At 46.9% G+C, this 20,725-nt stretch carries 23 protein-coding genes, 2 tRNA genes and 1 other RNA gene; 12 read left to right on the top strand and 14 right to left on the bottom strand.

Features of this window, described 5'->3' with window-relative positions:
- Positions 1–8: 8 nt before the first annotated feature.
- From LKE33_06050 to dnaX, 6 genes are all read right to left on the bottom strand, one after another.
- Positions 9–953 carry an NAD(+)/NADH kinase gene (locus tag LKE33_06050; protein MCH3950479.1) on the bottom strand — a complete coding sequence of 315 codons (945 nt, stop codon included), beginning with the start codon at positions 951–953 and terminating at the stop codon, positions 9–11.
- Positions 954–973: 20 nt separating this feature from the next.
- Positions 974–1,372 carry a GtrA family protein gene (locus LKE33_06045; GenBank protein ID MCH3950478.1) on the bottom strand — a complete coding sequence of 133 codons (399 nt, stop codon included), beginning with the start codon at positions 1,370–1,372 and terminating at the stop codon, positions 974–976.
- Complete coding sequence (locus LKE33_06040) at positions 1,373–1,618, bottom strand: pro-sigmaK processing inhibitor BofA family protein (GenBank protein MCH3950477.1); 246 nt, start codon at positions 1,616–1,618, stop codon at positions 1,373–1,375. It abuts the gene before it with no gap.
- Positions 1,619–1,746: 128 nt separating this feature from the next.
- Positions 1,747–2,343, bottom strand: a complete 597-nt coding sequence (recR, locus tag LKE33_06035; GenBank protein ID MCH3950476.1) for a recombination mediator RecR — start codon at positions 2,341–2,343, stop codon at positions 1,747–1,749.
- A gap of 7 nt (positions 2,344–2,350) precedes the next feature.
- Entirely contained in the window at positions 2,351–2,683 is a 333-nt protein-coding gene (locus tag LKE33_06030) for a YbaB/EbfC family nucleoid-associated protein (protein MCH3950475.1), read from the bottom strand.
- Positions 2,684–2,696: 13 nt separating this feature from the next.
- Positions 2,697–4,589 carry a DNA polymerase III subunit gamma/tau gene (gene dnaX, locus LKE33_06025; GenBank protein MCH3950474.1) on the bottom strand — a complete coding sequence of 631 codons (1,893 nt, stop codon included), beginning with the start codon at positions 4,587–4,589 and terminating at the stop codon, positions 2,697–2,699.
- A 270-nt stretch (positions 4,590–4,859) separates the two neighbouring features.
- Here dnaX and LKE33_06020 point away from each other — a divergent pair.
- Together LKE33_06020 and ffs are read left to right on the top strand one after the other, a co-directional pair.
- Positions 4,860–4,949: transfer RNA gene (locus LKE33_06020), tRNA-Ser, on the top strand.
- A 21-nt stretch (positions 4,950–4,970) separates the two neighbouring features.
- An RNA gene (gene ffs / locus LKE33_06015) (signal recognition particle sRNA large type) lies at positions 4,971–5,138 on the top strand.
- Between the two features lie 253 nt (positions 5,139–5,391).
- Here ffs and LKE33_06010 read toward each other — a convergent pair.
- The 3 genes from LKE33_06010 to LKE33_06000 form a co-directional block, all read right to left on the bottom strand.
- Complete coding sequence (locus tag LKE33_06010; protein ID MCH3950473.1) at positions 5,392–6,792, bottom strand: FAD-binding oxidoreductase; 1,401 nt, start codon at positions 6,790–6,792, stop codon at positions 5,392–5,394.
- Between the two features lie 29 nt (positions 6,793–6,821).
- Entirely contained in the window at positions 6,822–7,973 is a 1,152-nt protein-coding gene (gene alr / locus LKE33_06005; protein ID MCH3950472.1) for an alanine racemase, read from the bottom strand.
- A 734-nt stretch (positions 7,974–8,707) separates the two neighbouring features.
- Complete coding sequence (locus tag LKE33_06000; GenBank protein MCH3950471.1) at positions 8,708–8,902, bottom strand: helix-turn-helix transcriptional regulator; 195 nt, start codon at positions 8,900–8,902, stop codon at positions 8,708–8,710.
- Positions 8,903–9,037: 135 nt separating this feature from the next.
- Here LKE33_06000 and LKE33_05995 point away from each other — a divergent pair, with 135 nt between their 5' ends.
- From LKE33_05995 to LKE33_05975, 5 genes are all read left to right on the top strand, one after another.
- On the top strand, positions 9,038–9,427 hold the full coding sequence (locus tag LKE33_05995; GenBank protein MCH3950470.1) for a helix-turn-helix domain-containing protein: 390 nt from the start codon (positions 9,038–9,040) through the stop codon (positions 9,425–9,427).
- A complete protein-coding gene (locus LKE33_05990; GenBank protein ID MCH3950469.1) occupies positions 9,424–9,693 on the top strand; it encodes a hypothetical protein in 270 nt (89 codons plus the stop codon). The genes LKE33_05995 and LKE33_05990 overlap by 4 nt, the downstream gene beginning before the upstream one ends.
- Before the next feature lie 8 nt (positions 9,694–9,701).
- A complete protein-coding gene (locus LKE33_05985) occupies positions 9,702–10,040 on the top strand; it encodes a hypothetical protein (protein MCH3950468.1) in 339 nt (112 codons plus the stop codon).
- Positions 10,041–10,188: 148 nt separating this feature from the next.
- Positions 10,189–10,566, top strand: coding sequence for a hypothetical protein (locus tag LKE33_05980; GenBank protein MCH3950467.1), 378 nt, complete (start codon positions 10,189–10,191; stop codon positions 10,564–10,566).
- Positions 10,547–11,671: a site-specific integrase gene (locus LKE33_05975; GenBank protein ID MCH3950466.1), complete on the top strand. Its 1,125-nt coding sequence runs from the start codon at positions 10,547–10,549 to the stop codon at positions 11,669–11,671. The genes LKE33_05980 and LKE33_05975 overlap by 20 nt, the downstream gene beginning before the upstream one ends.
- 310 nt (positions 11,672–11,981) lie before the next feature.
- Here the strand turns inward: LKE33_05975 and LKE33_05970 are convergent.
- From LKE33_05970 to LKE33_05960, 3 genes are all read right to left on the bottom strand, one after another.
- Positions 11,982–12,069, bottom strand: a tRNA-Ser gene (locus LKE33_05970).
- Positions 12,070–12,092: 23 nt separating this feature from the next.
- Positions 12,093–12,557 carry a tRNA adenosine(34) deaminase TadA gene (gene tadA / locus LKE33_05965; protein ID MCH3950465.1) on the bottom strand — a complete coding sequence of 155 codons (465 nt, stop codon included), beginning with the start codon at positions 12,555–12,557 and terminating at the stop codon, positions 12,093–12,095.
- Positions 12,558–12,633: 76 nt separating this feature from the next.
- Positions 12,634–13,536, bottom strand: a complete 903-nt coding sequence (locus LKE33_05960) for a LysR family transcriptional regulator (protein MCH3950464.1) — start codon at positions 13,534–13,536, stop codon at positions 12,634–12,636.
- Positions 13,537–13,690: 154 nt separating this feature from the next.
- Here LKE33_05960 and LKE33_05955 point away from each other — a divergent pair, with 154 nt between their 5' ends.
- The gene (locus LKE33_05955; protein ID MCH3950463.1) at positions 13,691–14,302 is read left to right on the top strand and encodes a chromate transporter; all 612 of its coding nucleotides are present in this window, start codon (positions 13,691–13,693) and stop codon (positions 14,300–14,302) included.
- Positions 14,299–14,877: a chromate transporter gene (locus LKE33_05950; protein MCH3950462.1), complete on the top strand. Its 579-nt coding sequence runs from the start codon at positions 14,299–14,301 to the stop codon at positions 14,875–14,877. Before LKE33_05955 ends, LKE33_05950 begins: the two co-directional genes overlap by 4 nt.
- Before the next feature lie 413 nt (positions 14,878–15,290).
- On the opposite strand, the gene LKE33_05945 is transcribed toward LKE33_05950, so the two are convergent.
- On the bottom strand, positions 15,291–16,040 hold the full coding sequence (locus tag LKE33_05945; GenBank protein ID MCH3950461.1) for a 4Fe-4S binding protein: 750 nt from the start codon (positions 16,038–16,040) through the stop codon (positions 15,291–15,293).
- A gap of 144 nt (positions 16,041–16,184) precedes the next feature.
- On the opposite strand from LKE33_05945, the gene LKE33_05940 reads away from it, so the two are divergent.
- From LKE33_05940 to LKE33_05930, 3 genes are all read left to right on the top strand, one after another.
- Positions 16,185–16,853, top strand: coding sequence for a Crp/Fnr family transcriptional regulator (locus LKE33_05940; protein MCH3950460.1), 669 nt, complete (start codon positions 16,185–16,187; stop codon positions 16,851–16,853).
- Positions 16,854–16,905: 52 nt separating this feature from the next.
- Positions 16,906–17,325, top strand: a complete 420-nt coding sequence (locus LKE33_05935; GenBank protein ID MCH3950459.1) for a MarR family winged helix-turn-helix transcriptional regulator — start codon at positions 16,906–16,908, stop codon at positions 17,323–17,325.
- Positions 17,326–17,404: 79 nt separating this feature from the next.
- The gene (locus tag LKE33_05930) at positions 17,405–18,982 is read left to right on the top strand and encodes an FAD-dependent oxidoreductase (protein MCH3950458.1); all 1,578 of its coding nucleotides are present in this window, start codon (positions 17,405–17,407) and stop codon (positions 18,980–18,982) included.
- A 565-nt stretch (positions 18,983–19,547) separates the two neighbouring features.
- Here LKE33_05930 and LKE33_05925 read toward each other — a convergent pair.
- A complete protein-coding gene (locus LKE33_05925) occupies positions 19,548–20,660 on the bottom strand; it encodes a metallophosphoesterase (GenBank protein MCH3950457.1) in 1,113 nt (370 codons plus the stop codon).
- Positions 20,661–20,725 lie beyond the last annotated feature (65 nt).

Genomic DNA, 20,725 nt, shown 5'->3' with positions numbered 1-20,725 from the left:
TCTATTCTTTAAGAGATAAAATTGAGCGGCGTCGGCAGCAGGGAAATCGAAAGCGGGGATGTCACAACTGAATCTCCGTCCAGCTCGGCGGCAAAATTTTTGACGTTGCAGCGGATCTGAACTTCCTTGGCCTTGCAAATTTCAACAGTTTTATCCAATGACAGCATATCGGCTGCTATGAGCGCTGTGTAACGCAGAAAGTCGACGCAGCGATTTTTCTTAAAGAGACATACATAGAGGGCAGGATTTGAAAGAGAACCGCCGTTGACAAGAGAAAAACGACCTGCATAATAGCGGCTTTTCGTAACGATGACAGAACTGGCCTCACGCCAGATTCCATCATTGTCAATCATGACTTTAAACTTGTATTTCCAGGAATGCAGCAGCATTTCATTGCCTGCCACCTTCCCGCTTTGTCTGACATAAGCCAAGGTTGAAAGATATTTTTTTTCCTCGGGCGTAACATTATCGACCACCATGGAATCGACACCGATTCCGGCAACTGTCAGGAAAATGCGGTCATTGGCCTTTCCCAGCCAGACGGGCACTGTCACTCCCTTACTGACATGAAACATCCACTGATCGACATCGGTCTTCTGGGCCAGTTCCTTGGCGACGAGGTTCACAGTACCGGACGGGTATACGCTGATATACGGCATGTAATTTTCCTCAATCATGACCTCCGCAATAGCCCGCAGCGTCCCGTCGCCGCCTGCCACAATCACCCAATCTGCCTTTTCGGCACAAATCTTGCGGGCCACTTCCTGTGCTTCCCGAAACGTATGAATCCTTGAGTATTCAAACCGGGTTGGTCCATATAATTCGGTACATTCGTCAACAAGATGCATCACGTTATTTTGCAGACCAGCAAAAAAACTTTGTTTCCCCGCACTGTGGTTATGTACAAGATATACTTTATTGAATTTTTTGATGTCTACTCTCTTGCGAAGCATAATGCACTAATACGACTCCTTTAATAAATCCATTTTTTCCTGGAGCAGTAATTCCATACTGTCACAATGGCAGATGCCGCGATTTTTGAAGGCATGACGCCAAACCCCATGGCTCCGACAAAAATGCGCATGAGCAGCACATTAAAAACGAGGCCCATTGTGGAAACAAGAAGAACCAGGGAAAATTCCTTCTTCTTTCCATAACGGACTCCGCTGTCAAATACAAAAATATTGGTGGCTATGTAATGGCAAACCGTAGAACACAAGTATGCCAGCGCCGTTGAAAACAAATAATTCCAGGCCAGTACAACGGCAAAGAGATAAACCAGACTCCATTCAAAAAGCGCTGCCGTTCCTCCAATCATCAGGTAGCAGAGGATGCGGACACGTTCACTGTCAGATTTTTTAAAATGAATCATTTATTGCATCAACATCTGGTAAAGCAGCATAAAAATTACACCGGGAACGCCAAAAAAGCCCGCTACCAAGGCCGTAACCGCGTTGATTTCAAGGTGCAGTCCGGCAAGTGAACCTACCATGTTGAAGAGCCACAGCAAGATCATGCCGACAATGCCGTTCCAAAGCAGTTTAATCGACAAAGAAAAAAAGTTAATTACGATGAAGAGACCGACGAGCGCCAGCACTCCAAAAAGCCATACTTCCATGTTTTTCTGCCTTTCTGTCAATAAAAAAATCAGACGTGTCTAATCATGATATTTTAGCTTATCGTAAAGCATAAGTAAAGTGGGCCCGGAGAGTGCAGCTGACACGAACATCCATTGCGGATAATCGCTCACAGCTCCCGCCGATTCTCCAGCGCTTTATACAAGGTCAGTTCGTCGGCATACTCAAGATCCCCACCCATGGGAAGACCGTGAGCAATACGGCTGACTTTAACACCTGTCGGACGAATGAGACCTGCCAGATAAGCCGCGGTTGCTTCCCCTTCCACGTCGGAATTGGTAGCCAAAATGACTTCCTTGATTTCCCCGCTCTGGAGCCGCCGCATGAGTTCCTTGATTTTCAGCTGATCCGGACCTACCCCATCGAGCGGTGAAAGAACGCCGTGCAGGACGTGATAAAGTCCGTTATACCCTTTGGTACGTTCCATTGCCGCTACATCCTGCGGCTGTTCAACCACACAGACCAGGCTGCGGTCCCGCTCCTTATCTTCACAAATCTCACACTGTGAGCCCTCGCAGAGATTGAAGCACGTTTCGCATAAATGGACACGTTTCTTTACATCCAGCAAGGCCTGGGCCAGCTGCTCCACATCTCTCTCATCCATATCGAGGACGTGGTAAGCCAGCCGCAGCGCTGTTTTAGACCCGATACCCGGCAGCTTGCGCAGCTGTTCATGCAGCCGGGCCAGGGATTTGACCATACGCATGACGGAATCAGAACATTCCCGGCAGCTTCATGCCGCCCGTAACCTTGCTCATTTCCGATTCGGTCATTTCATCCACTTTCTTCATGGCATCATTGATAGCCGTAACGAGCATATCCTGCAGCATTTCCACATCGTCAGGATCAACCGCGTCCGGAGCGATAGTCAGGCTGACAATATTCTTGCTGCCGTTCACGACAACCTTTACGGCTTCGCCGCCGGCCGTAGCTTCCACAGTTCTTTCCTTTAATTCTTCCTGCAGTTTGAGCATCTGGTTCTGCATTTTTTGAACCTTTTTCAGCATTCCCTGCATGTTATTCATTCCCATTCCGCCTCTATACATTGTAATTTCCTCCTTATGATTCTGATTCTTCTTTAACTGTACCGCCAAAAACCTGCTGGGCCTTTTTGACCAGCTCAGGATAGTCGGTTTGTACCTCTGATTTCTTCTGCGCCTCGGGCACCTCTGCCTTCGGGGCTGCTTTCGGTGCCGGCTTCGTTTCTGTCTGAGGAGCCGGCTGCGGTGCTTTTTTTACCGCGGCAGGTGCTGCCTTAGGTGCGGCCTGCGGCCGCGGGCGCGATACGACAGGCGTCGGTGTGGAGCCATCTGTAAGTACGACGGAAAGCTCAATATCCCGTCCGGCACCTTCCTTTAAAATTTCAAGAAGCAGATTCCGAAAATCGATTTCTTCAATCCGCTCCTTGGACGTATGAGTGGTCACGCCCACCGTCAGGGTAGTACCATCAAAAGCAAGCACGCGAGCCATCTCGGCATACACAAGGAAAGTGCGTTTCCGCCTTTTCTTAAGTCCCTCATACACATAGCGCCACAGCTGCTGGCCATGTGCCAAATCTCCGGGTACGATTGGAGCAGGCTGTGCGGCATGCTGCGGGTTACCTGGCACGGGTGCCGGCTTCGGTTTCTTTTCTGCCTCAGCACCAGCCACATCTTTTGGGGATATACTTGCACCTGAAGCAGGCGCCGGTGCTGCCGAAGCTGCTTTAGGAGCAGACGTCACAAAGGGCCGTGGTGCCGGCTCAGGCGGTGTGTAAACCGGAGTCTGACGCACAGGAGGCGTATACGTCTGCAGCGGCGGCATACCCCCGCTGAGATTCTGTACTTCCTGTTCCAATTCCTTGACACGGTTTACGAGCGCATCGACAGAAGGCTCTTCTTCACGGCAAAGATCAAACAAACAAAGCTCTGTGACGATTTTCCGCCGCGTCGAATTTTTTACAGCCTGAATTGCATCGTGGATGCGCCGGGTTGCCCCGATAATCCTTTCACGGGAATAAAGCTTTGCCAGCGGTTCCAGGTTTTCTTTCGTATCCGTCAGGTAAATTTCCTGATAGGCAGGGTCAGCCTGAAACAACAGGAGTGCCCGCAAATACTCCAACAGTTCTGTCAAGATTTGAGTGACATCTTTACCTTCATTGGTAAGCTGCGTCAGGAGATTGAGTGCTGCCGACAGGTCCCGCTGACCGATCGCAGCCACAAGTTTCCGCAGTATTTCACGGCCTACGCTGCCAAGTACCTGACGCACGGTCTGGGCAGTAATCGGACTTGCCATTACGCTGCACTGATCAAGCAGGCTGACAGCATCACGCAGTCCTCCGTCAGACTGAATGGCAATGAGCCGCAGTGCATCGGGCTCAGCCTTGATGTCGCTGCCCCTGGCCACTTTCTCAAGGTGGGCTGTGATTTCATCCACCGTTACCCGCCGAAAATCATACCGCTGCACACGGGACTGAATGGTAATCGGCACCTTCTGCGGTTCCGTCGTAGCCATGATGAAGACGACATGTTCGGGCGGTTCCTCCAGCGTCTTTAACAAGGCGTTAAAGGCTTCCGTCGTAATCATATGGACTTCGTCGATGATATAGATCTTGTAGCGTCCGGAGACCGGTGCAAAATGGACCTGATCCCGCAGCTGCCTGATTTCATCGATACCACGGTTACTCGCCGCATCGATTTCAATAACGTCGGCTGAATTTCCTTCGGAGATTTCCCGGCACTGTTCGCACTCGTTGCAGGGATGAATCGTTGGTCCCTTTTCGCAGTTCAGTGCTTTGGCAAGAATCCTGGCTGTACTCGTCTTACCGGTACCACGCGGTCCTGTAAACAAGTAGGCATGAGAAATTTTGCCAGTTTCCAGGGCATTTGTCAATGCCGTCTTGATGTGGTCCTGCCCGACGATTTCAGAAAAATCCTGCGGCCGCCAAGTTCGATATAGTGCTACGTATGCCATGGACCCCATCCCTTCTTTTTAAAATATCTTACATCAAAGTATCTAACGTTTGATTGAGCTTTACTTTGGTATTATACCGTGTTTATATAGGAAAATTCAACTTGCAGTATTAGCAGCATAGTCAGACCAAATTTTATAACCAAGCAGTATGCTCCTTATAAAAATAATATTTTTACTTGACAGAGGGCGAATTATCCTATATACTAGTTCTCGCAGTTGTTTTTCAAAGACTGTACAAAATTGAACATGTTTTACTAATTTCTTTAACCTGGAGAGTTGTCCGAGTGGTTGAAGGAGCACGCCTGGAAAGCGTGTATACGGGTTACCGTATCGAGGGTTCGAATCCCTCACTCTCCGCCATGAATTTCCGCCGCGAAAGCGGCTTTTATTTTAACTTCTTTATTTTCTCAGCGGACTGCAGCGGGAGGTCCTGCGCAATGAGGTCCTGTGAACCTTGTCAGGTCCGGAAGGAAGCAGCAATAAGCAGATAACCTTGTGTGCCGCAGGGACGCCTGCTGCTGCAGCCCGCTGAGAAAATAAGGCAAAAGCACCGCGCTGGCGGTGCTTTTTTTATGGTCTTTTCAGCATAAAGTGAGAAGTTAAAAAGGCGCTTTTGGCATATGGCATATGGCATTTAGCTCCGTTCCAACTTTTGTACGAAATTCAAGAACTATTTTCATAAGTTCAGGGCAAAATTGCCCGGCCAATTTTGCATCCACGGGCGGACTGCGGACGGCGAGCAGCGGAATGCGAAAAAGGGACTGTGAAAAAATGAAATCATTTTTTCACAGTCCCCAATTTTTTAGTATCTTGCTATTACCTTGCCCGGATTGAGCACATCCAGCGGATCCAATGCCCGCTTAATCGTCTTCATCATCAGCATCTGTCCCGGGTCGGTCATTGCCTGAAGCTGGCGAATCTTCTTCGCACCGATACCGTGTTCGCCGCTCAGAAGACCACCCTGGTCATACACATACCGATAGGCTTTTGCATGGAAGTCATTGAGGCTGTTTTCCCATTCTTCATCGGACAGGTCACCCTTCAGGATATTGAAGTGAAGGTTGCCGTCACCGGCATGGGCCAGCGTAAAGATACGGAACGGATAATCCTGGGCCAGCGTAGACAGGTCCATAATCGTATCCGCAATCTTATCGAGAGGCACCACAAAGTCGTCCGATGTGCTGACACGGCTCAATACCCGCGTACCCTCAAGGCAGTTCTTACGCAGCGTCCACACGCGGTCATCGGCCATAGAGACTTCGACAGCCCCGTTTTCACGGGCCAGTTCGTCCACCTTCACCAGTTTTTTATCCATTTCGTCCTCATCGAATGTTTCGATGGTCAAAATGACGTAAGAGCCGTCATCATAGTGAGTCAGACGGAACTTGGAATAATCACTGGAAGCACGGACAAAACCATTGTCCATAAATTCAACGCTCGTAGGATTCAGTCCAGCCTTTAAAAGAACCGGCACGATACTTGTTGCTTTGCGGGAATCCGTAAATACCAGAAGTACATCGGAACGATAAGGAGCCAAAGGAAGCAGCTTCAGTGTAGCGCGGGTAATAATTCCGAGGGTACCTTCGCTGCCAAGAACAAGCTGGTCCAGGCAGTAACCTGTTGTATTCTTCTTGGTACGGGCACCCAAATGGGCAATCTCACCCGTCGGAAGCACGACTTCGATGGCATAAACCTGATTGCGGGTCGTTCCATAACGAACCGCTTTGTCACCGCCGGCATTGGTAGCCAGGTTTCCGCCAATCAGACAGCTGTCAGCACTGCAGGGATCGCCTGCATAGAACATGCCTTCTTTTTTGGCGGCCTGCTGGACATCAAGCGTACGGACGCCGGCCTGTACAACCATGTACATGCCCTTGGAATCCACTTTTTCAATCTTGTTCATGCGTTCCATCAGCATAACGATGCCGCCATAGACAGCAATGGCACCGTCAGATACGCTCGTACCGCCGCTGCGAGGCGTTACGGAGAAGCCACAGGCATTAGCCAGTTTCATAATGGCAGACACCTGCTCGGTCGTTTCGGGAGAAACAACCGCTTCCGGCGTATGGAACAGATGCGGATCGGTTTCCTGATCCGTCTTATAGGTTTCCAGACCGTTGGGGTCGGTAATGACGTTCTTCTCTCCTACAATTTCCTTCAGTTTTGCGATAATCTCCGGAGTCACCGGATTGTACTTTTCCATACTTCTCTACTACCTTTCTGCTATGAATCTTATGATTGAAAACGATTATCGACATAGTGCCGGATCGTATATTGATACGTATATTTTCTCGGAACGCGCGTGCTGAGAAGACACATCAGCTCGTAAGGAATCGTATTCGTCCACTTGGCAATGGTCTCCAGAGAAACACCACCCGGTCCAAAGATAACCGCTTCATCCCCCTTATGCACATTGGGAACATCGGTCACATCAGCCATAAACTGGTCCATGCAGATACGACCAACAATAGGAGCCTTGTAGCCGCGAATAGTAATATATCCCTTATTGGAAAGAGCGCGGCTGTAGCCATCGGCATAACCCAAAGGCAGCGTGGCAATCTTTCTCGGCTTTTTGGTTTCATAGGTGCAGCCGTAGCCAATCTTTTCACCGGCCGGTACGTCCTTGACAAAGACAACTTCTGCCTTCAGGCTGAGGGCCGGACGAATATCGAGGTTCCTATGTACTTCATCGGAAGGCCACAATCCATACAGCGTTATGCCCTGACGCACCATGTTGAATTCGGAACCGGGCATTTCCGTAATGCCGGCACTATTATCGAGATGCGCAAGCGGAATATTGATTCCCCGCGCCTTGATATCATCATAGGCCTGTTTAAAACGGGAGTACTGCAGGTTGGCAAAACTTTTATCGGCTTCATCGGCACTGGCAAAATGAGAGAACATGCCTTCCAGTTCCACATGAGGAAGACGGCTGATGGCTTCTGCCAAATCGGCAGCTTCTTCCGGACGGCAGCCGATACGGTTCATGCCCGTATCAACGGCCAGATGAACCTTGGCAACCTTATTTTCCTGCAAGGCCGCAGCGGAAAGTTCCTTCGCCACAGCAAGGTCATAGACGGTCTGCGTGATGTTATAGTCAACAAGAGCTTTTTCATGTTCTTCCGTCATCGTCCCCAGAATCAGGATTGGTGCCATAATACCGGCTTCGCGCAGCTCAATGGCCTCCTGGGTCATAGAGACTGCCAGATAATTGACCCCGGCCGCCAGCGCCGCTGTAGCCACAGGAACGGCCCCATGACCATAAGCATCCGCCTTGACGACGGCACAAATCTTGGTATCCGGCTTCAGTACCTTTCGCGTCACCTGAACGTTATGGGCAATAGCGGACAAATCAACTTCTGCCCAGACATTTCTTGCTCTCATATGCTTTGCCACCGTTCTTTTATAAAATTGGCGGATGGGGTGGGATTTTTCCTTTCAATCCGCCTGATAAGCGCTTGTAGAGTTTTGTCCTATAAGAAATAGGGGAATAATAGGGAAAACTTACAAAGCTGTTCATAGGGAATAGAAAATATTTTAGAAGGTCTTTGCATCTAAAATTATAACACGTCCCTAATCATAGCACAAAAAATTGTGTTAATCTACAATCATTATCAAAATTGTTTTCTGACAAATCGAGGAAAACTTTTTAGCGTATTTTGAGAGAAAAACGGCCTTCATATTTTAGATATGAGCCGTTTTATTTTTATTTGTGATAAGTTCTTAGCATAATTAGCTAAACCTTCTCATATCCAAAGTATGAGCGTGTACGGAAGTTTTCACGTATTCAGCACTATGTGAACGTACCCCCGCCTATAGAGGCGGGAGCTTCCTGTTTCAACGAGAACAGCACCTCTGACTCCGAAGAGTTGCGACGACTTACACTCTCTCCACAGGCGTAGATTTCCGTGCGACCCACGGTATTTTACGATTAAAACCGTCTTTAACGGTTACATCATCTAGCACCGCAACAATCCGATAACCGAATTTCCTTTTCGAGGGTTCTCTTCGCAGTTCTAATATTGTCTTTGGATTGATGTAAGTTCCGTCAGTGCATATAATCCGCTTCATTTTTCCTTTCATTGGCTCCGCTCCTTTTTTACGATTAAACCGTAATATTAGGGTAAAAAAATAATATTGTTGTACGGCACGTTAAATGCTTTTTCGATAGCCTTGATGTGCGGTACATCCGGGAAAGTCTTCTTCCGTTCCCAGTTAGACCACGTGTCCTCCGAGACTCCGACTAGTTTTCCCGCTTCATATTGAGTCAAGTTTTTCATAACACGTAATGCTTTCAACGTATATCCTTCCATGTTTTTCACCTCCTATGCTCCCTATTCTAGTGCGATTAAATCGTAATGTCAACGGTTAAACCGTATTTTTTTGTCTGGCCCGTTGAAAATTTTACGGATTTACCGTATAATTTTGGTACAGAAGGAGGCGTTAAAATGGGCGGTTTAGGTAATAAAACGATAATGGCTAAGAACATTCAATACTATATGGCATTGAAAGGAATAGACAGGCATAAAATCTGTGATGATCTAGGCTTCAAGTATTCGACTTTTTCGGATTGGGTAAACGGTCATGCTTACCCGCGTATTGATAAGATTGAAAAGATGGCTAAATACTTTGGCATTAATAAAGCGGATTTAGTCGAAGCCCACGAAGGGAAGCACTACTATACAAACGACGATACAGCCGCGCTTGCTGAAAAGCTAAGGACCAACGAAGGATTGAGAATGCTTTTTAAAGCGTCCCAAGATTTACCCCCAGAAAGTATGAAAGAAGCATACAATTACATTATCTACTTAAAACAAAGAGAGAAGGATAAGTCTTGACCGTTAATGTTCTACAATCATCCAAGCTCCCTGGCGGTATCGATGCTTTATCTGTATTGAACGCGGACGACAGTATTACAATAGTTGTCCGTGCATCATTATCACCAGTCAAAAAACAAGCTGCCGTTGTCCACGAACTAGCCCATATTATCCGTGCCGACTTCACAACAGAAAAAACAGATGCTACTAAGATTGAAAAAGACGTCCGGGAAAATACAAAAAGTGTCTCATTAAAAGGGATCGATTTCTTTTACAAGGTTATTTAGGAGGAGCTATGAAAGACTTGTGGGGAAAATTTATGTTAGCTGTTCTGCTTCTCTCACAAATAGCTATACCTTTCATCTGGCTGTACGGAGCTATGAATTACAGTCCACCGCGAGGCCGTCTTATTTTGGCGTGTTCGGCCGGTTTATGGAGCTGTACGATATTTATAAGAATAAAGAATCACCCCATTGTTGATGTAGCTTTTAAAAACGGTGTAGCGATTTTAATTTCTGTTTTTATCAGGAACATTCCGTATATCTTCTTCCGTGTTTTCTATGTATGGGAAGCAGTATTTTATACAGTTGTACTTTACGTCTATCTCAGAACGATATGGAAGGAAGGGTATTAAAGTTACTGAAATAAAAAAAGACGCATTGCTCGTCAGCAACACGTCTAAGACAGTCCGCCTTTACAGGAAGGCCGCATAGATCAGTCCCCGAATTAACGGATGCAGTCTACGTGATTATTATATCACCTTTTGATTAATAGGAGGAAAAATGAATAAAGGAGCAAAGGAAACTTTTGATACACTGTTTTCGCCATTTAATTTTAAATTGAGACGTAAGCCGGGAATAGGATTTTTAGTGCAAAATGTCGTGTATGTTTTTATTCTGTATTGTATAGACAATGCCTACCGGACGCAGCTATTTAATGCTAGTCAGTTGTTGCCCGCGTTTATCGTCTATTTCCTGTTTGATGTCGCTGAATGGGTGCTAGTTGCAAAGCGCCTACGGGACATTGAAGTAAAGCATCCGATTTTATATTCTTTCCCTGTATTCATTCTTCCTATTCGTCTCTATGTAGTCCACGTGATAATCTTTGTTATCCTTGCAATGTGGAGAAAGGAAGGTAACAATGTGGATAGAGAAAACTAAAACAGGTTACGCATTCCGGGAAATGTATAAAGACCCGCTGACCGGCAAGAGGAAAAAAGTTTCTGTCAGTATGCCAGGTAAAAACCGCGCGCAGAAAAAGGCAGCGGAGGAAAAACTGGCGGCACTCATTAAAGAAAAGACGGAGCGGCAGTCAGACGTTAAACTTTTCGACTTGATAGACCGTTTCTTAAAAAGCAAGGAAGATACCATCAAGAGCGGTACAATGCTAAACTATTTGAGATTAAAGAAACGTTTAGCCCGCTACGTTGACGAGGATGCCCTTGCGGAGCGATTAAAGCCGGTAGATATACAGTTTATACTGGACGACTTGAAAAAGCGTCAGAGCCGGAATTACGCGGTAAAAATGTTAGTCATGCTACGCGGCACGTATTTGTTGGGAGAACGTCTAGGCTTGATTAAATCCGCCGACGCCGTGCGTTGTGTTGTCGTCGGCCGGGAGCAACAGTCTCTTAAAAAAGTTGAGAGCCACGCGCAAAAATTCCTGACAGTAGACGAATTGAAAGAAGTCATTAGTCTCCTGAGAAAGAAGGATGAAAGAGTCGCCGACATTTGCGAATTTCTTTCATTGACCGGCCTACGATACGGAGAGCTTGCCGCCCTGCGTGATGAGGACTACGACGGTGAAAGCGTCTTTGTAAATGGTACGCTAGTATGGTCTAGGAAACGCGGAGAGGTCCCGGAAAGAGGTACGCCGAAAAACGCTTACTCCGTCCGGAAGGTAAAGTTAGACGCAAAAGCAAAAAAGATCATTGATAAATTTGTTATCCGTAACAAAATGAGGCGCGCTTGGGAACCAACAATTCACGACAGAAGAAAAGAAAAGTTTATCTTTACTAACCGCGACGGAGGACCCGTTGACATTTCTTACGTCAATCGGCAGCTCCGGAAGCTAAACTATAAAAAGAAATTGTCTACTCATATTTTCCGGCATACGCACATTTCAATGTTAGCCGAAAAAGGCGTACCGTTAAAAGCGATAATGCAAAGAGTCGGGCACAATGACCCAGCGACTACTTTAGCCGTTTACAGTCACGTTTCCGAAAAAATGGAAAACGACGTTGTTAAAGCGTTGAACACAATTTAAATAGCGAGTATAATTAAATATGGTAATCAGCCCGAACCGGTTCCCGATGTCGATAGGGACGGTTCTTTTTTTATGTCTAAACGCAAAATAAAAAAAGCCCTGCCGGGTGCATGGTATCAATGCTTCCGACAGGGTTGTCCCTATTTTCTTAAAAATGAAATTCCCTAAAATCAAATAGGGGCAAAATAGGGAAATTTTTATTCATCTTGTGATACGTTGTGTTAACAAGTGCGCTTAATAAAAAGCAAAAAATAAAGGCACAGCGCGGCTGTCTTGATACCGTGCCATGCCTTGAGCAAGTCAAAAGAATTGGCGGATGGGGTGGGATTCGAACCCACGATACCTTGCGGTATACTTGATTTCGAGTCAAGCACCTTCGACCACTCGGACACCCATCCGCATACTCGCTGATTATACCATATTAACGCCGCTCTTTCAAAAAATCTTGCAAGATTTTTTTACAGGCGGCCTCTTCGACTCCTGCAACAATTTCTGTTTTGCCGTGAAGCGCCGGATTGAGAGGGATTTGAAACAGGCTGCCGCACGCACCGGCCGCACTGTCAAAAGCGCCATACACCAGACGCCCGATGCGGGCATTCCAGATAGCGCCGCTGCACATCGGACACGGTTCCAACGTTACATAAAGCGTCGTATCCGTGAGACGCCATTTTTTGAGTTTCCGACAGGCCTCCTGAATCACCAGAATCTCTGCATGGGCGGTTGCATCGTGATTCTGTTCCCGCCGGTTGTGATTGCGGGCAATGATGGCTCCGTCCTGCACCAACACGGCCCCTACAGGGATTTCTCCTTCCCGAGCGGCCAGACAAGCTTCTGCAAGTGCCTCAAGCATAAATTTTCTATCTTCCGGAGAAGCCAGATGCTGCATTCCATCACTCCCCTTTCCAATAAGTATAAGACAATTAGCTGGCGTTGTGTAGGAAAATCCGCACTCCCGCCTGTCGTCAGGTTCTTTGGTTCCCTTCCGGTTTATCTTTTCCGTATAGTTTCTCAAAGATATCGAAAAATATCTTTGCATTTGAAGAAATGTATTCGTCCTCCCGAATCACAAGTTCGAGTGTCGACTCGAGCGCAGGTTCAGCGATTATACGGCGCGTGAGGCCTGGATAACCGTGAAGATCATGCAAAGGGGAAATGCAGATTCCCAGGCCATGTTCTGCTGACAAGAGACACGTGCGGATGTCATCAGCCACATAGACGATTTGCGGATTAATCTTAAAGAACTCAAAGGTATTGCGTATCTTACGTTCCCAGCGTTTATAAAGAATGATGGGATAATCAGCCAACTCCCGGACTGTAAGTTTTTTCCGGGAGGGAATATCTACGAATAAATCTGTCTTCCCGGCGGCCATCATCGGGTCGTGACGGATGACGAGACGCCGCACATTTTTAAAGTTCTCGGGCGTGCGGACAAAGGCTATTTCCAGTTCATTCCTCGCAAGCTGTTCTTCCAGCTCATAAGTATTTCCTTCTGCAATTCTGAAACGGACAAGAGGATATTGCTCGTGAAAACGAATAAGTCCATCATACGCCTCAGGCACATGAGAAGAGGAGATACAACCGATACGCAGGGTACCCGTTCCGCCTCGGCTCATCTCACGGATTTCTTCCAGTGCCTGCCGCTCAATATCGGTCATTTCAAGTGCATACTGGTATAGTCTGCGTCCGGCCGGCGTCAGTGTAATCTGGCGTGCTCCGCGCATAAAAAGCTGGGTACCCACCTCGGTTTCGAGCAAGCGGATCTGCGTCGAAAGAGGAGGCTGCGAAATGTTAAGCTTTCTTGCGGCTGCAGAGATAGTCCCCTCTTCGATTACGGCGATGAAATATTGCAGCTGACGTATATCCATATCGTATACCTCGTTAGGAAATAAATATTATTCATATATCTGCTTCTATGATACTCTATGTCGTAGAAAAATAACACACAATTTTTATTGAAATATTTCAGCAAGGCAATATCTCCGCGTGTTCTCCCGTACGAGGAGAGAAAGGGGCATAAAAATGGAAGAATTAAAAAAGCTATGGAACCTGTTCTGGGTTTTTGCACAGGTCGGCGTCACCACATTCGGCGGCGGCTACGCGATGCTGTCGATTCTGCAGCGCGAGATTGTCGAGAAACGCCATTGGGCTTCCGAAGAAGAACTGATGGACTACTACGCAATTGGTCAGTGTACACCGGGTGTTATTGCAATCAACACAGCAACTTTTATCGGATCCAAGCTGTATGGAATATCCGGCGGTATCATTGCAACCCTTGGAGTCATTTTTCCATCGATACTTATCATCACAGCCATTGCGGTCTTTCTCGTAAATTTTGCATCACTTGCGATTGTAAAGCATGCATTCAATGGAATCCGTGCCTGTGTCACGGTTCTGATTTTTGATTCGGCCATAAAGTTAGGCAAAAAATCTCTTAAAGACAACATCTGCCGGGTTATCTTTTTTGTAGTGCTGGCATTTGCACTTTTTACAGACGTTCCGACTGTACTGCTTATCGTACTGGCTGGTGTGACAGGATATTTTGTCTGCCCGGATTTTCGCAGTAAATCCGCTAAACCAAATGATTCCGCGAGTCTGAAAGGTACCGAATCTGCAAGAAAGGAAGTGCAATGATGGAAGAGCTGTTACTTGATTTTCAGCTATTTTGGCAATTTTTCAAGACCGGTCTTTTTGCGGTTGGCGGCGGTCTTGCCACACTGCCTTTCCTTCAGGAAATGGGACAGGTAACCCACTGGTTCACCATGATGGATGTAGCAGACATGGTCGCAGTTTCCGAGTCGACTCCGGGTCCGCTTGGAGTGAACATGGCCACCTATGTCGGTTTTAAAACAGCCGGACTTGAGGGCGGCCTCGTCGCAACACTCGGTCTGGTTACACCGTCCGTCATTATTATCCTCATCATTGCAAGAATTCTCCAGCGGTTCAAAGAATCCAAAACCGTTAAAAAAGTTTTCTATGGTCTTCGTCCCGCTTCTACGGCCCTGATTATGGCGGCCGGCCTTAGTGTTGCAGAAATTGCCCTCCTGCGGACAAGTCTCTGGAAAGCAACCGGCAGTATATCCGACCTCTTTAGCTGGAAGCTGATTTTACTGGCCGCGGTCGTTTGGATCTGCTACCGTAAATGGAAGTTCCACCCTATCCTCTACATCGCCGTTTCCGCGGCTATCGGTGTGGTCTTTTCACTCTGAACGGAAAACGTGAAAAAGTAAAAGGCGCTTTTGGCATGGCCTTCGGTAGAGTGGGTAGTGGCTAGTGTCTAGTGGCTAGTACATCCGTGCGGGCAGATTGTTTTTAAAAGCCCAAGACAGATAGCCTGTAGCAGTTAGCCGACAGCGAAAAAGCGCTTCATAACGGCATTTGGCATGCAGTACATAGCTCCACATAGCTCCACCTGCAACAGGATGAGGCAGCATTTAACCAGTATAGAAGAAGAAATAAAACCTGAAATTTAGCGGTTAACCTAAATTTCAGGTTTTATTTTTATAGGTTTGAAGAAAAATGCCTAGGTCATTTTTCTTCCACGGGCGGGCTGCGGACGGTGGAAAGCATAAAACAGGGGCCGTGAAAAAATGAGTTCATTTTTTCACGGCCCCTGTTTTATTTAACTTCTGTCAAGGATTTTTCCGTCCGTTGAAATGGTCACTACACTCCAGGGAATCATCTTGCCGCTTGCTTTCAAAGCACGTACAAGAGCCTGTTCCAGTCCGCCGCAGCAAGGTACTTCCATACGAGTCAGCGTGATGCTGCGAATATCATTATTCTCCAGAATAGCTGTCAGCTTCTCGGCATAATCTACAGCATCAAGCTTCGGGCAGCCAATGATTGTCACGTGATCTTTCATAAATTCCTGATGCATGTTGGCGTACGCATAAGCAGTGCAGTCTGCAGCAATAAGAAGCTTTGCTCCGGCAAAGAAAGGTGCCTTGACCGGTACCAGTTTAATCTGGCAGGGCCACTGAGCAAGCTGACTCCGAAATACAGGGGCAGATTGCGGCGATTCAACAGCCGCAGCAGGATGCATCATCCGAACTCTGCTGCCGGGGCACCCTCCGGCAGGATGCATCATTTTGACCCGCGTTCCGGGGCAGCCCGCCGGAGCCGGTTTCTTACCCTGTTTTTCAAGATGGGCTTCCACCGCAGCCCGGTCATAAGCGGCAGCCTCGCGTTCCTCAAAAGAGATGGCGCCTGTCGGGCAATGCGGCAGACAATCGCCCAGTCCGTCGCAGTAATCGTCACGCATCAGTTTTGCCTTCCCATTTACCATGGCAATGGCGCCTTCATGGCACGCAGCGGCACAAAGTCCGCAGCCATTGCATTTATCCTGATCGATATGAATAATTTTTCTTTTCATCACTATTTCCTCCTCGAAATTATCAATTCACGTCAGTCTGACCGTAGTCAATGACTATTATCTTTGCTCTTGCATTTCTGTTATTTGCATTATACGATAGGAGCAATGATAAAAACGTTGTTTTACCAACAAAAGGAGAAAAATATGGATTTTTCTTTTCTTTCTCAAACCGACTTTTTTAAGAACGTTGAACCTGCCGCCATAAAGGAACGCCTTACCTGCCTCGGTGCCCGTGCCAAGGCCTTTTCAAAAGGAACCTACATTCACCGTGCCGGCGATATCGTTCATACGGTCAGTCTCGTACTTTCCGGCAGTGTCCTCATCGAAAATATTGATTACTGGGGCAACAGGATGCTTATCGGCCGTGCCGGCCCCGGCGACCTGTTTGCCGAAGCTTATGCCTGTGCCGAAAATGAGCCACTGCTTATCAATGTACTGGCAGCCGAAGACACAGAAGTGCTCATGATGGACCTGCACAAAGTGCTGACGGTCTGCCCGCACGCTTGTCCTCAGCATCAGATGGTGGCCAGCAACCTGCTGCGCATCATGGCCCAGAAAAACCTGGCTCTTTACCGCCGCATGCTGCATACAGCACCAAAAACAATTCGCGGACGTGTCCTGGCCTACCTTTCATTTCTTGCTGCCAAGCAAAAGAAGAAAACGTTGATCGTTCCTTTTGACCGTCAGGAAATGGCCGATTATCTCGGTGTAGACCGTTCCGCTTTAAGTGCCGAACTCAGTAAAATGCAAAAAGAGCAGTTAATATCCTACCACAAAAATAAATTCACCCTGCTGACAGAAAACATTGATTGATTTTAGGACAATGAAAGTATATAATGATAGCATGCTATTATGGAGGTGTAAGATGGGCTCAATTGACTGCGGAATCCTGCTTAAAGAAATCAATGATCGTATTGCCCGACAAGCAAACAGTTCCTTGAAAGAGAATCAACTTACACTCTCTCAACTTCGTTATTTGGAATATCTGGCGAGCAAAAAAGAATCAGCCATCCTATTTAAAGAGTTCGAACAACACTTTCACGTCAGCCAGCCAACTGTAGTCGGCATTCTTTCGCGCCTCAGTAAAAAGGGACTGATCAAAGTGGATCCCGTGCCCAGGAGCAAAGCAAAAATGGCGTCTCTGACCGATAAAGGACTAAAAGAATTAAAAAAAGCTGCCGCATGCCGTAATGCTACTGAAATAAATTTACTTGCTCCCCTTTCTGAAAAAGAACGGGTAATATTCAAGAAATTATTGATGAAAATTGCCGCCTGCAAAGAATAAGTTCATCCATCAGGGATTTTTTAATCCCTTTTCTTTTTTCACATTATGATAGCATGCTATTATAAAAGGAGGCTTACTTATGGAGGAATTTGACATTACTACTGACGTGGTTGTAATCGGAGCGGGCGGTTCAGGGCTGCCTGCAGCCTTATCCGCCAAAGAGGCGGGAGCAAGGGACGTTACTATCGTAGAACGACGCAAACTAACCGGCGGAACCGGTGCCATTATCGGGCATATGTTTGCTGTCGAAAGTCGTCCCATGAAAGAACGGGGTATCACCGTAACCAAGGATCAAGTTTTCCAAAGACATATGGAAAGCGCCCACTGGGCCTGTGATGCAAGGCTTGCCCGTGATTTTATCAATGCATCGGCCAGTATGATTGATTGGCTTGAAAGCAAAGAAGGAATCACCTTCAATCATATCAGTGCCACTTCAGGAACTACCTATAAGACAAGTCATGCTATCCGGGAAGGCAACAATATTCCGGTTACAGGGCGAGTCATCGCCAATGTTCTGACCCGGGAGTGCAAAAAGGCCGGCGTGCATTTCTTAATGGGAACGCGGGCTATGCACCTCATCAGAGATGGGGAGAAAAAGATTTGCGGAATTGTAGTTTCTTCCAAGGGGAAAGAAATCCGAATTGGGGCAAAGGCTGTCATTATCGCAACAGGATCCATTACTGCAAACCCAGCCCTGAGAAAGAAATTTTACCCCGAAAAAGATTTTTCCAATACCGAAATTACCGCGTCTCACCCATGGATCAACGGCGATGGTTACTTGATGGCAAAAGAAGTCAATTGTCTGGGAGATCCCATTATGACCACGCTCTACATCGGTGCCTGCATCGCGGGACACATGGTCGGTCAGATGATACTCAGCCGGCCCTACATCCACTTAGTCAATTTGTATGGAAAGCGTTTTGTCAATGAAGATCTTATGATTACAAACGATGACCACTCCATGATTGGCTCCGCACTGGACCGGCAGCCCAAGCATATGTGTTTCGGGCTCATCGATACCGCTTCTCTGCGGGATATGGTCAGTAAGCATGAAGTCCTGAGCAATTTCGAAGCAATGTTTGGTCAGGGCGTCGATGATGACATATACAACAAGGCGGCAAATACGCGTGTCGACGGCCTCATTTCGGATGAAAAAAATGCCGGCAACGGCGCAGCCTGGCTTGATCATTTGGAAAGTGACCTGGACGGAATGGCAAAGGATCACCCGGAAATTGTAAAAAAGACCGACTCCCTTGACGAAATCGCCGATTTTATCGGGTGCAATCCCAAAGACTTCAAGGATCAAATCAATCGAATCAATGACCATTACGACAAGCAATATGATGAGGAATTTTTGAAAAATAAACGCTTTCTCTACCCATTCCGGACACCCCCTTACTATGTCATCAAGAGTAAGGAAATTTTTCTTGATTCCATTTTCGGCGGCATCCGGATTGATGACAAGATGCGAGTTATCCATGAAAGCGGTTATCCTTTTGAAGGACTGTATGCTGCCGGCATCGGCGTAAGCGGCTTCATCGGCTCTCAAGGACTTGGAGCTCTTGACGGAACTGCCTACGCTTCTTCTGTCTACTCCGGATATGTGGCAGGACAGGAAGCGGCTAAATATTGTCATGAGCTGGAAGAAGAGGAGTGAAAATCGTGGTAAAAATTGACTTGAATCTTTGTATAGGCTGCGGAACTTGTGTCAAGAAATGTCCTCATAAAGCCCTTTCGCTCAAAGATCACCACGCAGTTGTAAATCCATCACTATGTGTCGGCTGCGGTCTCTGTACAGACTATTGTCCCAAGGAAGCTTTAGATATTGATATGCAATAACAGGTTAAGCTGACGAGATGAAAGTTTTTAATCAGCACCGAGTACAAGCCGGGCATTGTATTATCCAGTCACAGAATTCAGTAGACTAACAAAAAAATAAAGGGACTGTAAAATTATGCGTGTGCATTATTGCACAGTCCCTTTTTTACGCTTTCCGCAGCCCGCCGTCCGCATCCCGCCCGTGGAAGAAAAATTGCCAGGGCATTTTTCTTTGAACTTATAAAAATAAAACCTAAAATTTAGGTTAAGTGCTAAACTCCAAGTTTTATATCATATTTCACTTGAATTAAAAGCTTTAACACACTGCTGCAGACGAGGCTAAATACCATAGGCTAAAAGCCAAAAGCGCTTTTTATTATTTCACTGCCCCATTTTTTTATTTACTATATTTTATTTCCTTTTTTAATCGGGCCCGGCTCTACAGTGATGATGATGATTTCCGGCGGCACGCCCAGCCGCAGCGGCATCCCGGAAAGCCCAAATCCACTCGTTACCGTTGTCAGCATGTTTCCTCTCGCCTGGGTACCATAAATCTGCATGAACATCCGTTGGATGACAAGATTCAGCGGTACTGTCTGCCCGCCATGAGTATGACCGGCCAGGTAAATATCAAAGCCCTTTTTAGAGGCCTCCGTGATATGAACCGGTTCATGTTCCACAAAAATGTTCAATTTGTCCGGTTCACTCACATGAAATGTATAATTCCTGTTGCCCAGCCGATAATCATCAAGCCCTGTCATCCAAATATCCTTATTGATAGGAAGGGAATCATTAATCAAGAAATGAATGCCCATGTTTTCCAGATAAGCTCGTTCTTCCCCGCTCGTTCCGCCTGCAAGATCATGGTTCCCCATAACAGCAAAAATTCCCTGCGGAGCCTTCATTTTCCGAAGCGTCTTCAAACTGCCTTCCCGAAGAGCAAAGTAAAGATCCCGATCAATGATATCTCCGCCGAGAATAATCAATTCAGGGTCTTCCTGATTGACCAATGCTGCCAGTTTATTGCCATGGTCATTGCCGAACAAAGCACCAAAGTGAAGATCGGAGACGAAAGCAATCCGATAGGGCTGGCTAATGCTCTTATAGGTACGGAAAGTATAGCGCCGTACGTTAGGATGAAGGGTCTGCCATACGCCCAGACTCGTGGCAACAACAGCCACTGCCAGCAAAACCTGCGAGGCTATCGGCGCAAGACCGGACCAGCCGGTGATCCTTCCAAGTATATAAAGCACAATAAAAACAGCAAGCAGCAGAAAGGAGAAAAAAATAAAGCCCATCCACACGCCGCCGATCCAGGCCATATATCGAATGACTTTGACCGGAAGTGAATTCAGATAAATATTCGAAACGCCAAAAAGAACCGGTGCAATCATACAAATCGCCAGAGTCCAATAGGGCTTCAAGACATCAAGACCGGTTCGATACATCAGCCAGACGAGTGCCGTCCCGACTGCCCCGATACAGGTGCAGACCAGGAAAAACATACGATATGGCATCACGGAAAATCGCCTTCTCTCACAACTTCATGGACATACTACGGCTATCCATGAATTTTCAAAAC

This window comes from Acidaminococcus sp. (assembly GCA_022482815.1).
In the GTDB taxonomy this organism is placed as follows: Bacteria; Bacillota; Negativicutes; order Acidaminococcales; family Acidaminococcaceae; genus Acidaminococcus.
This window is presented reverse-complemented; position numbering and strand designations above follow the sequence as displayed.

Coding starts and splice junctions, on each gene's coding strand:
- LKE33_06050 (MCH3950479.1), bottom strand. CDS start 953: ATGCTTCGCAAGAGAGTAGACATCAAAAAATTCAATAAAGTATATCTT.
- LKE33_06040 (MCH3950477.1), bottom strand. CDS start 1,618: ATGGAAGTATGGCTTTTTGGAGTGCTGGCGCTCGTCGGTCTCTTCATC.
- tadA (MCH3950465.1), bottom strand. CDS start 12,557: ATGCAGCATCTGGCTTCTCCGGAAGATAGAAAATTTATGCTTGAGGCA.
- LKE33_06010 (MCH3950473.1), bottom strand. CDS start 6,792: ATGGAAAAGTACAATCCGGTGACTCCGGAGATTATCGCAAAACTGAAG.
- recR (MCH3950476.1), bottom strand. CDS start 2,343: ATGCGTATGGTCAAATCCCTGGCCCGGCTGCATGAACAGCTGCGCAAG.
- LKE33_05925 (MCH3950457.1), bottom strand. CDS start 20,660: ATGCCATATCGTATGTTTTTCCTGGTCTGCACCTGTATCGGGGCAGTC.
- LKE33_05935 (MCH3950459.1), top strand. CDS start 16,906: ATGGGCTCAATTGACTGCGGAATCCTGCTTAAAGAAATCAATGATCGT.
- dnaX (MCH3950474.1), bottom strand. CDS start 4,589: ATGGCATACGTAGCACTATATCGAACTTGGCGGCCGCAGGATTTTTCT.
- LKE33_05975 (MCH3950466.1), top strand. CDS start 10,547: ATGTGGATAGAGAAAACTAAAACAGGTTACGCATTCCGGGAAATGTAT.
- LKE33_05945 (MCH3950461.1), bottom strand. CDS start 16,040: ATGAAAAGAAAAATTATTCATATCGATCAGGATAAATGCAATGGCTGC.
- LKE33_05955 (MCH3950463.1), top strand. CDS start 13,691: ATGGAAGAATTAAAAAAGCTATGGAACCTGTTCTGGGTTTTTGCACAG.
- LKE33_05950 (MCH3950462.1), top strand. CDS start 14,299: ATGATGGAAGAGCTGTTACTTGATTTTCAGCTATTTTGGCAATTTTTC.
- LKE33_05980 (MCH3950467.1), top strand. CDS start 10,189: ATGAATAAAGGAGCAAAGGAAACTTTTGATACACTGTTTTCGCCATTT.
- alr (MCH3950472.1), bottom strand. CDS start 7,973: ATGAGAGCAAGAAATGTCTGGGCAGAAGTTGATTTGTCCGCTATTGCC.
- LKE33_05985 (MCH3950468.1), top strand. CDS start 9,702: ATGAAAGACTTGTGGGGAAAATTTATGTTAGCTGTTCTGCTTCTCTCA.
- LKE33_05930 (MCH3950458.1), top strand. CDS start 17,405: ATGGAGGAATTTGACATTACTACTGACGTGGTTGTAATCGGAGCGGGC.
- LKE33_05940 (MCH3950460.1), top strand. CDS start 16,185: ATGGATTTTTCTTTTCTTTCTCAAACCGACTTTTTTAAGAACGTTGAA.
- LKE33_06030 (MCH3950475.1), bottom strand. CDS start 2,683: ATGTATAGAGGCGGAATGGGAATGAATAACATGCAGGGAATGCTGAAA.
- LKE33_05995 (MCH3950470.1), top strand. CDS start 9,038: ATGGGCGGTTTAGGTAATAAAACGATAATGGCTAAGAACATTCAATAC.
- LKE33_06000 (MCH3950471.1), bottom strand. CDS start 8,902: ATGGAAGGATATACGTTGAAAGCATTACGTGTTATGAAAAACTTGACT.
- LKE33_05960 (MCH3950464.1), bottom strand. CDS start 13,536: ATGGATATACGTCAGCTGCAATATTTCATCGCCGTAATCGAAGAGGGG.
- LKE33_06045 (MCH3950478.1), bottom strand. CDS start 1,372: ATGATTCATTTTAAAAAATCTGACAGTGAACGTGTCCGCATCCTCTGC.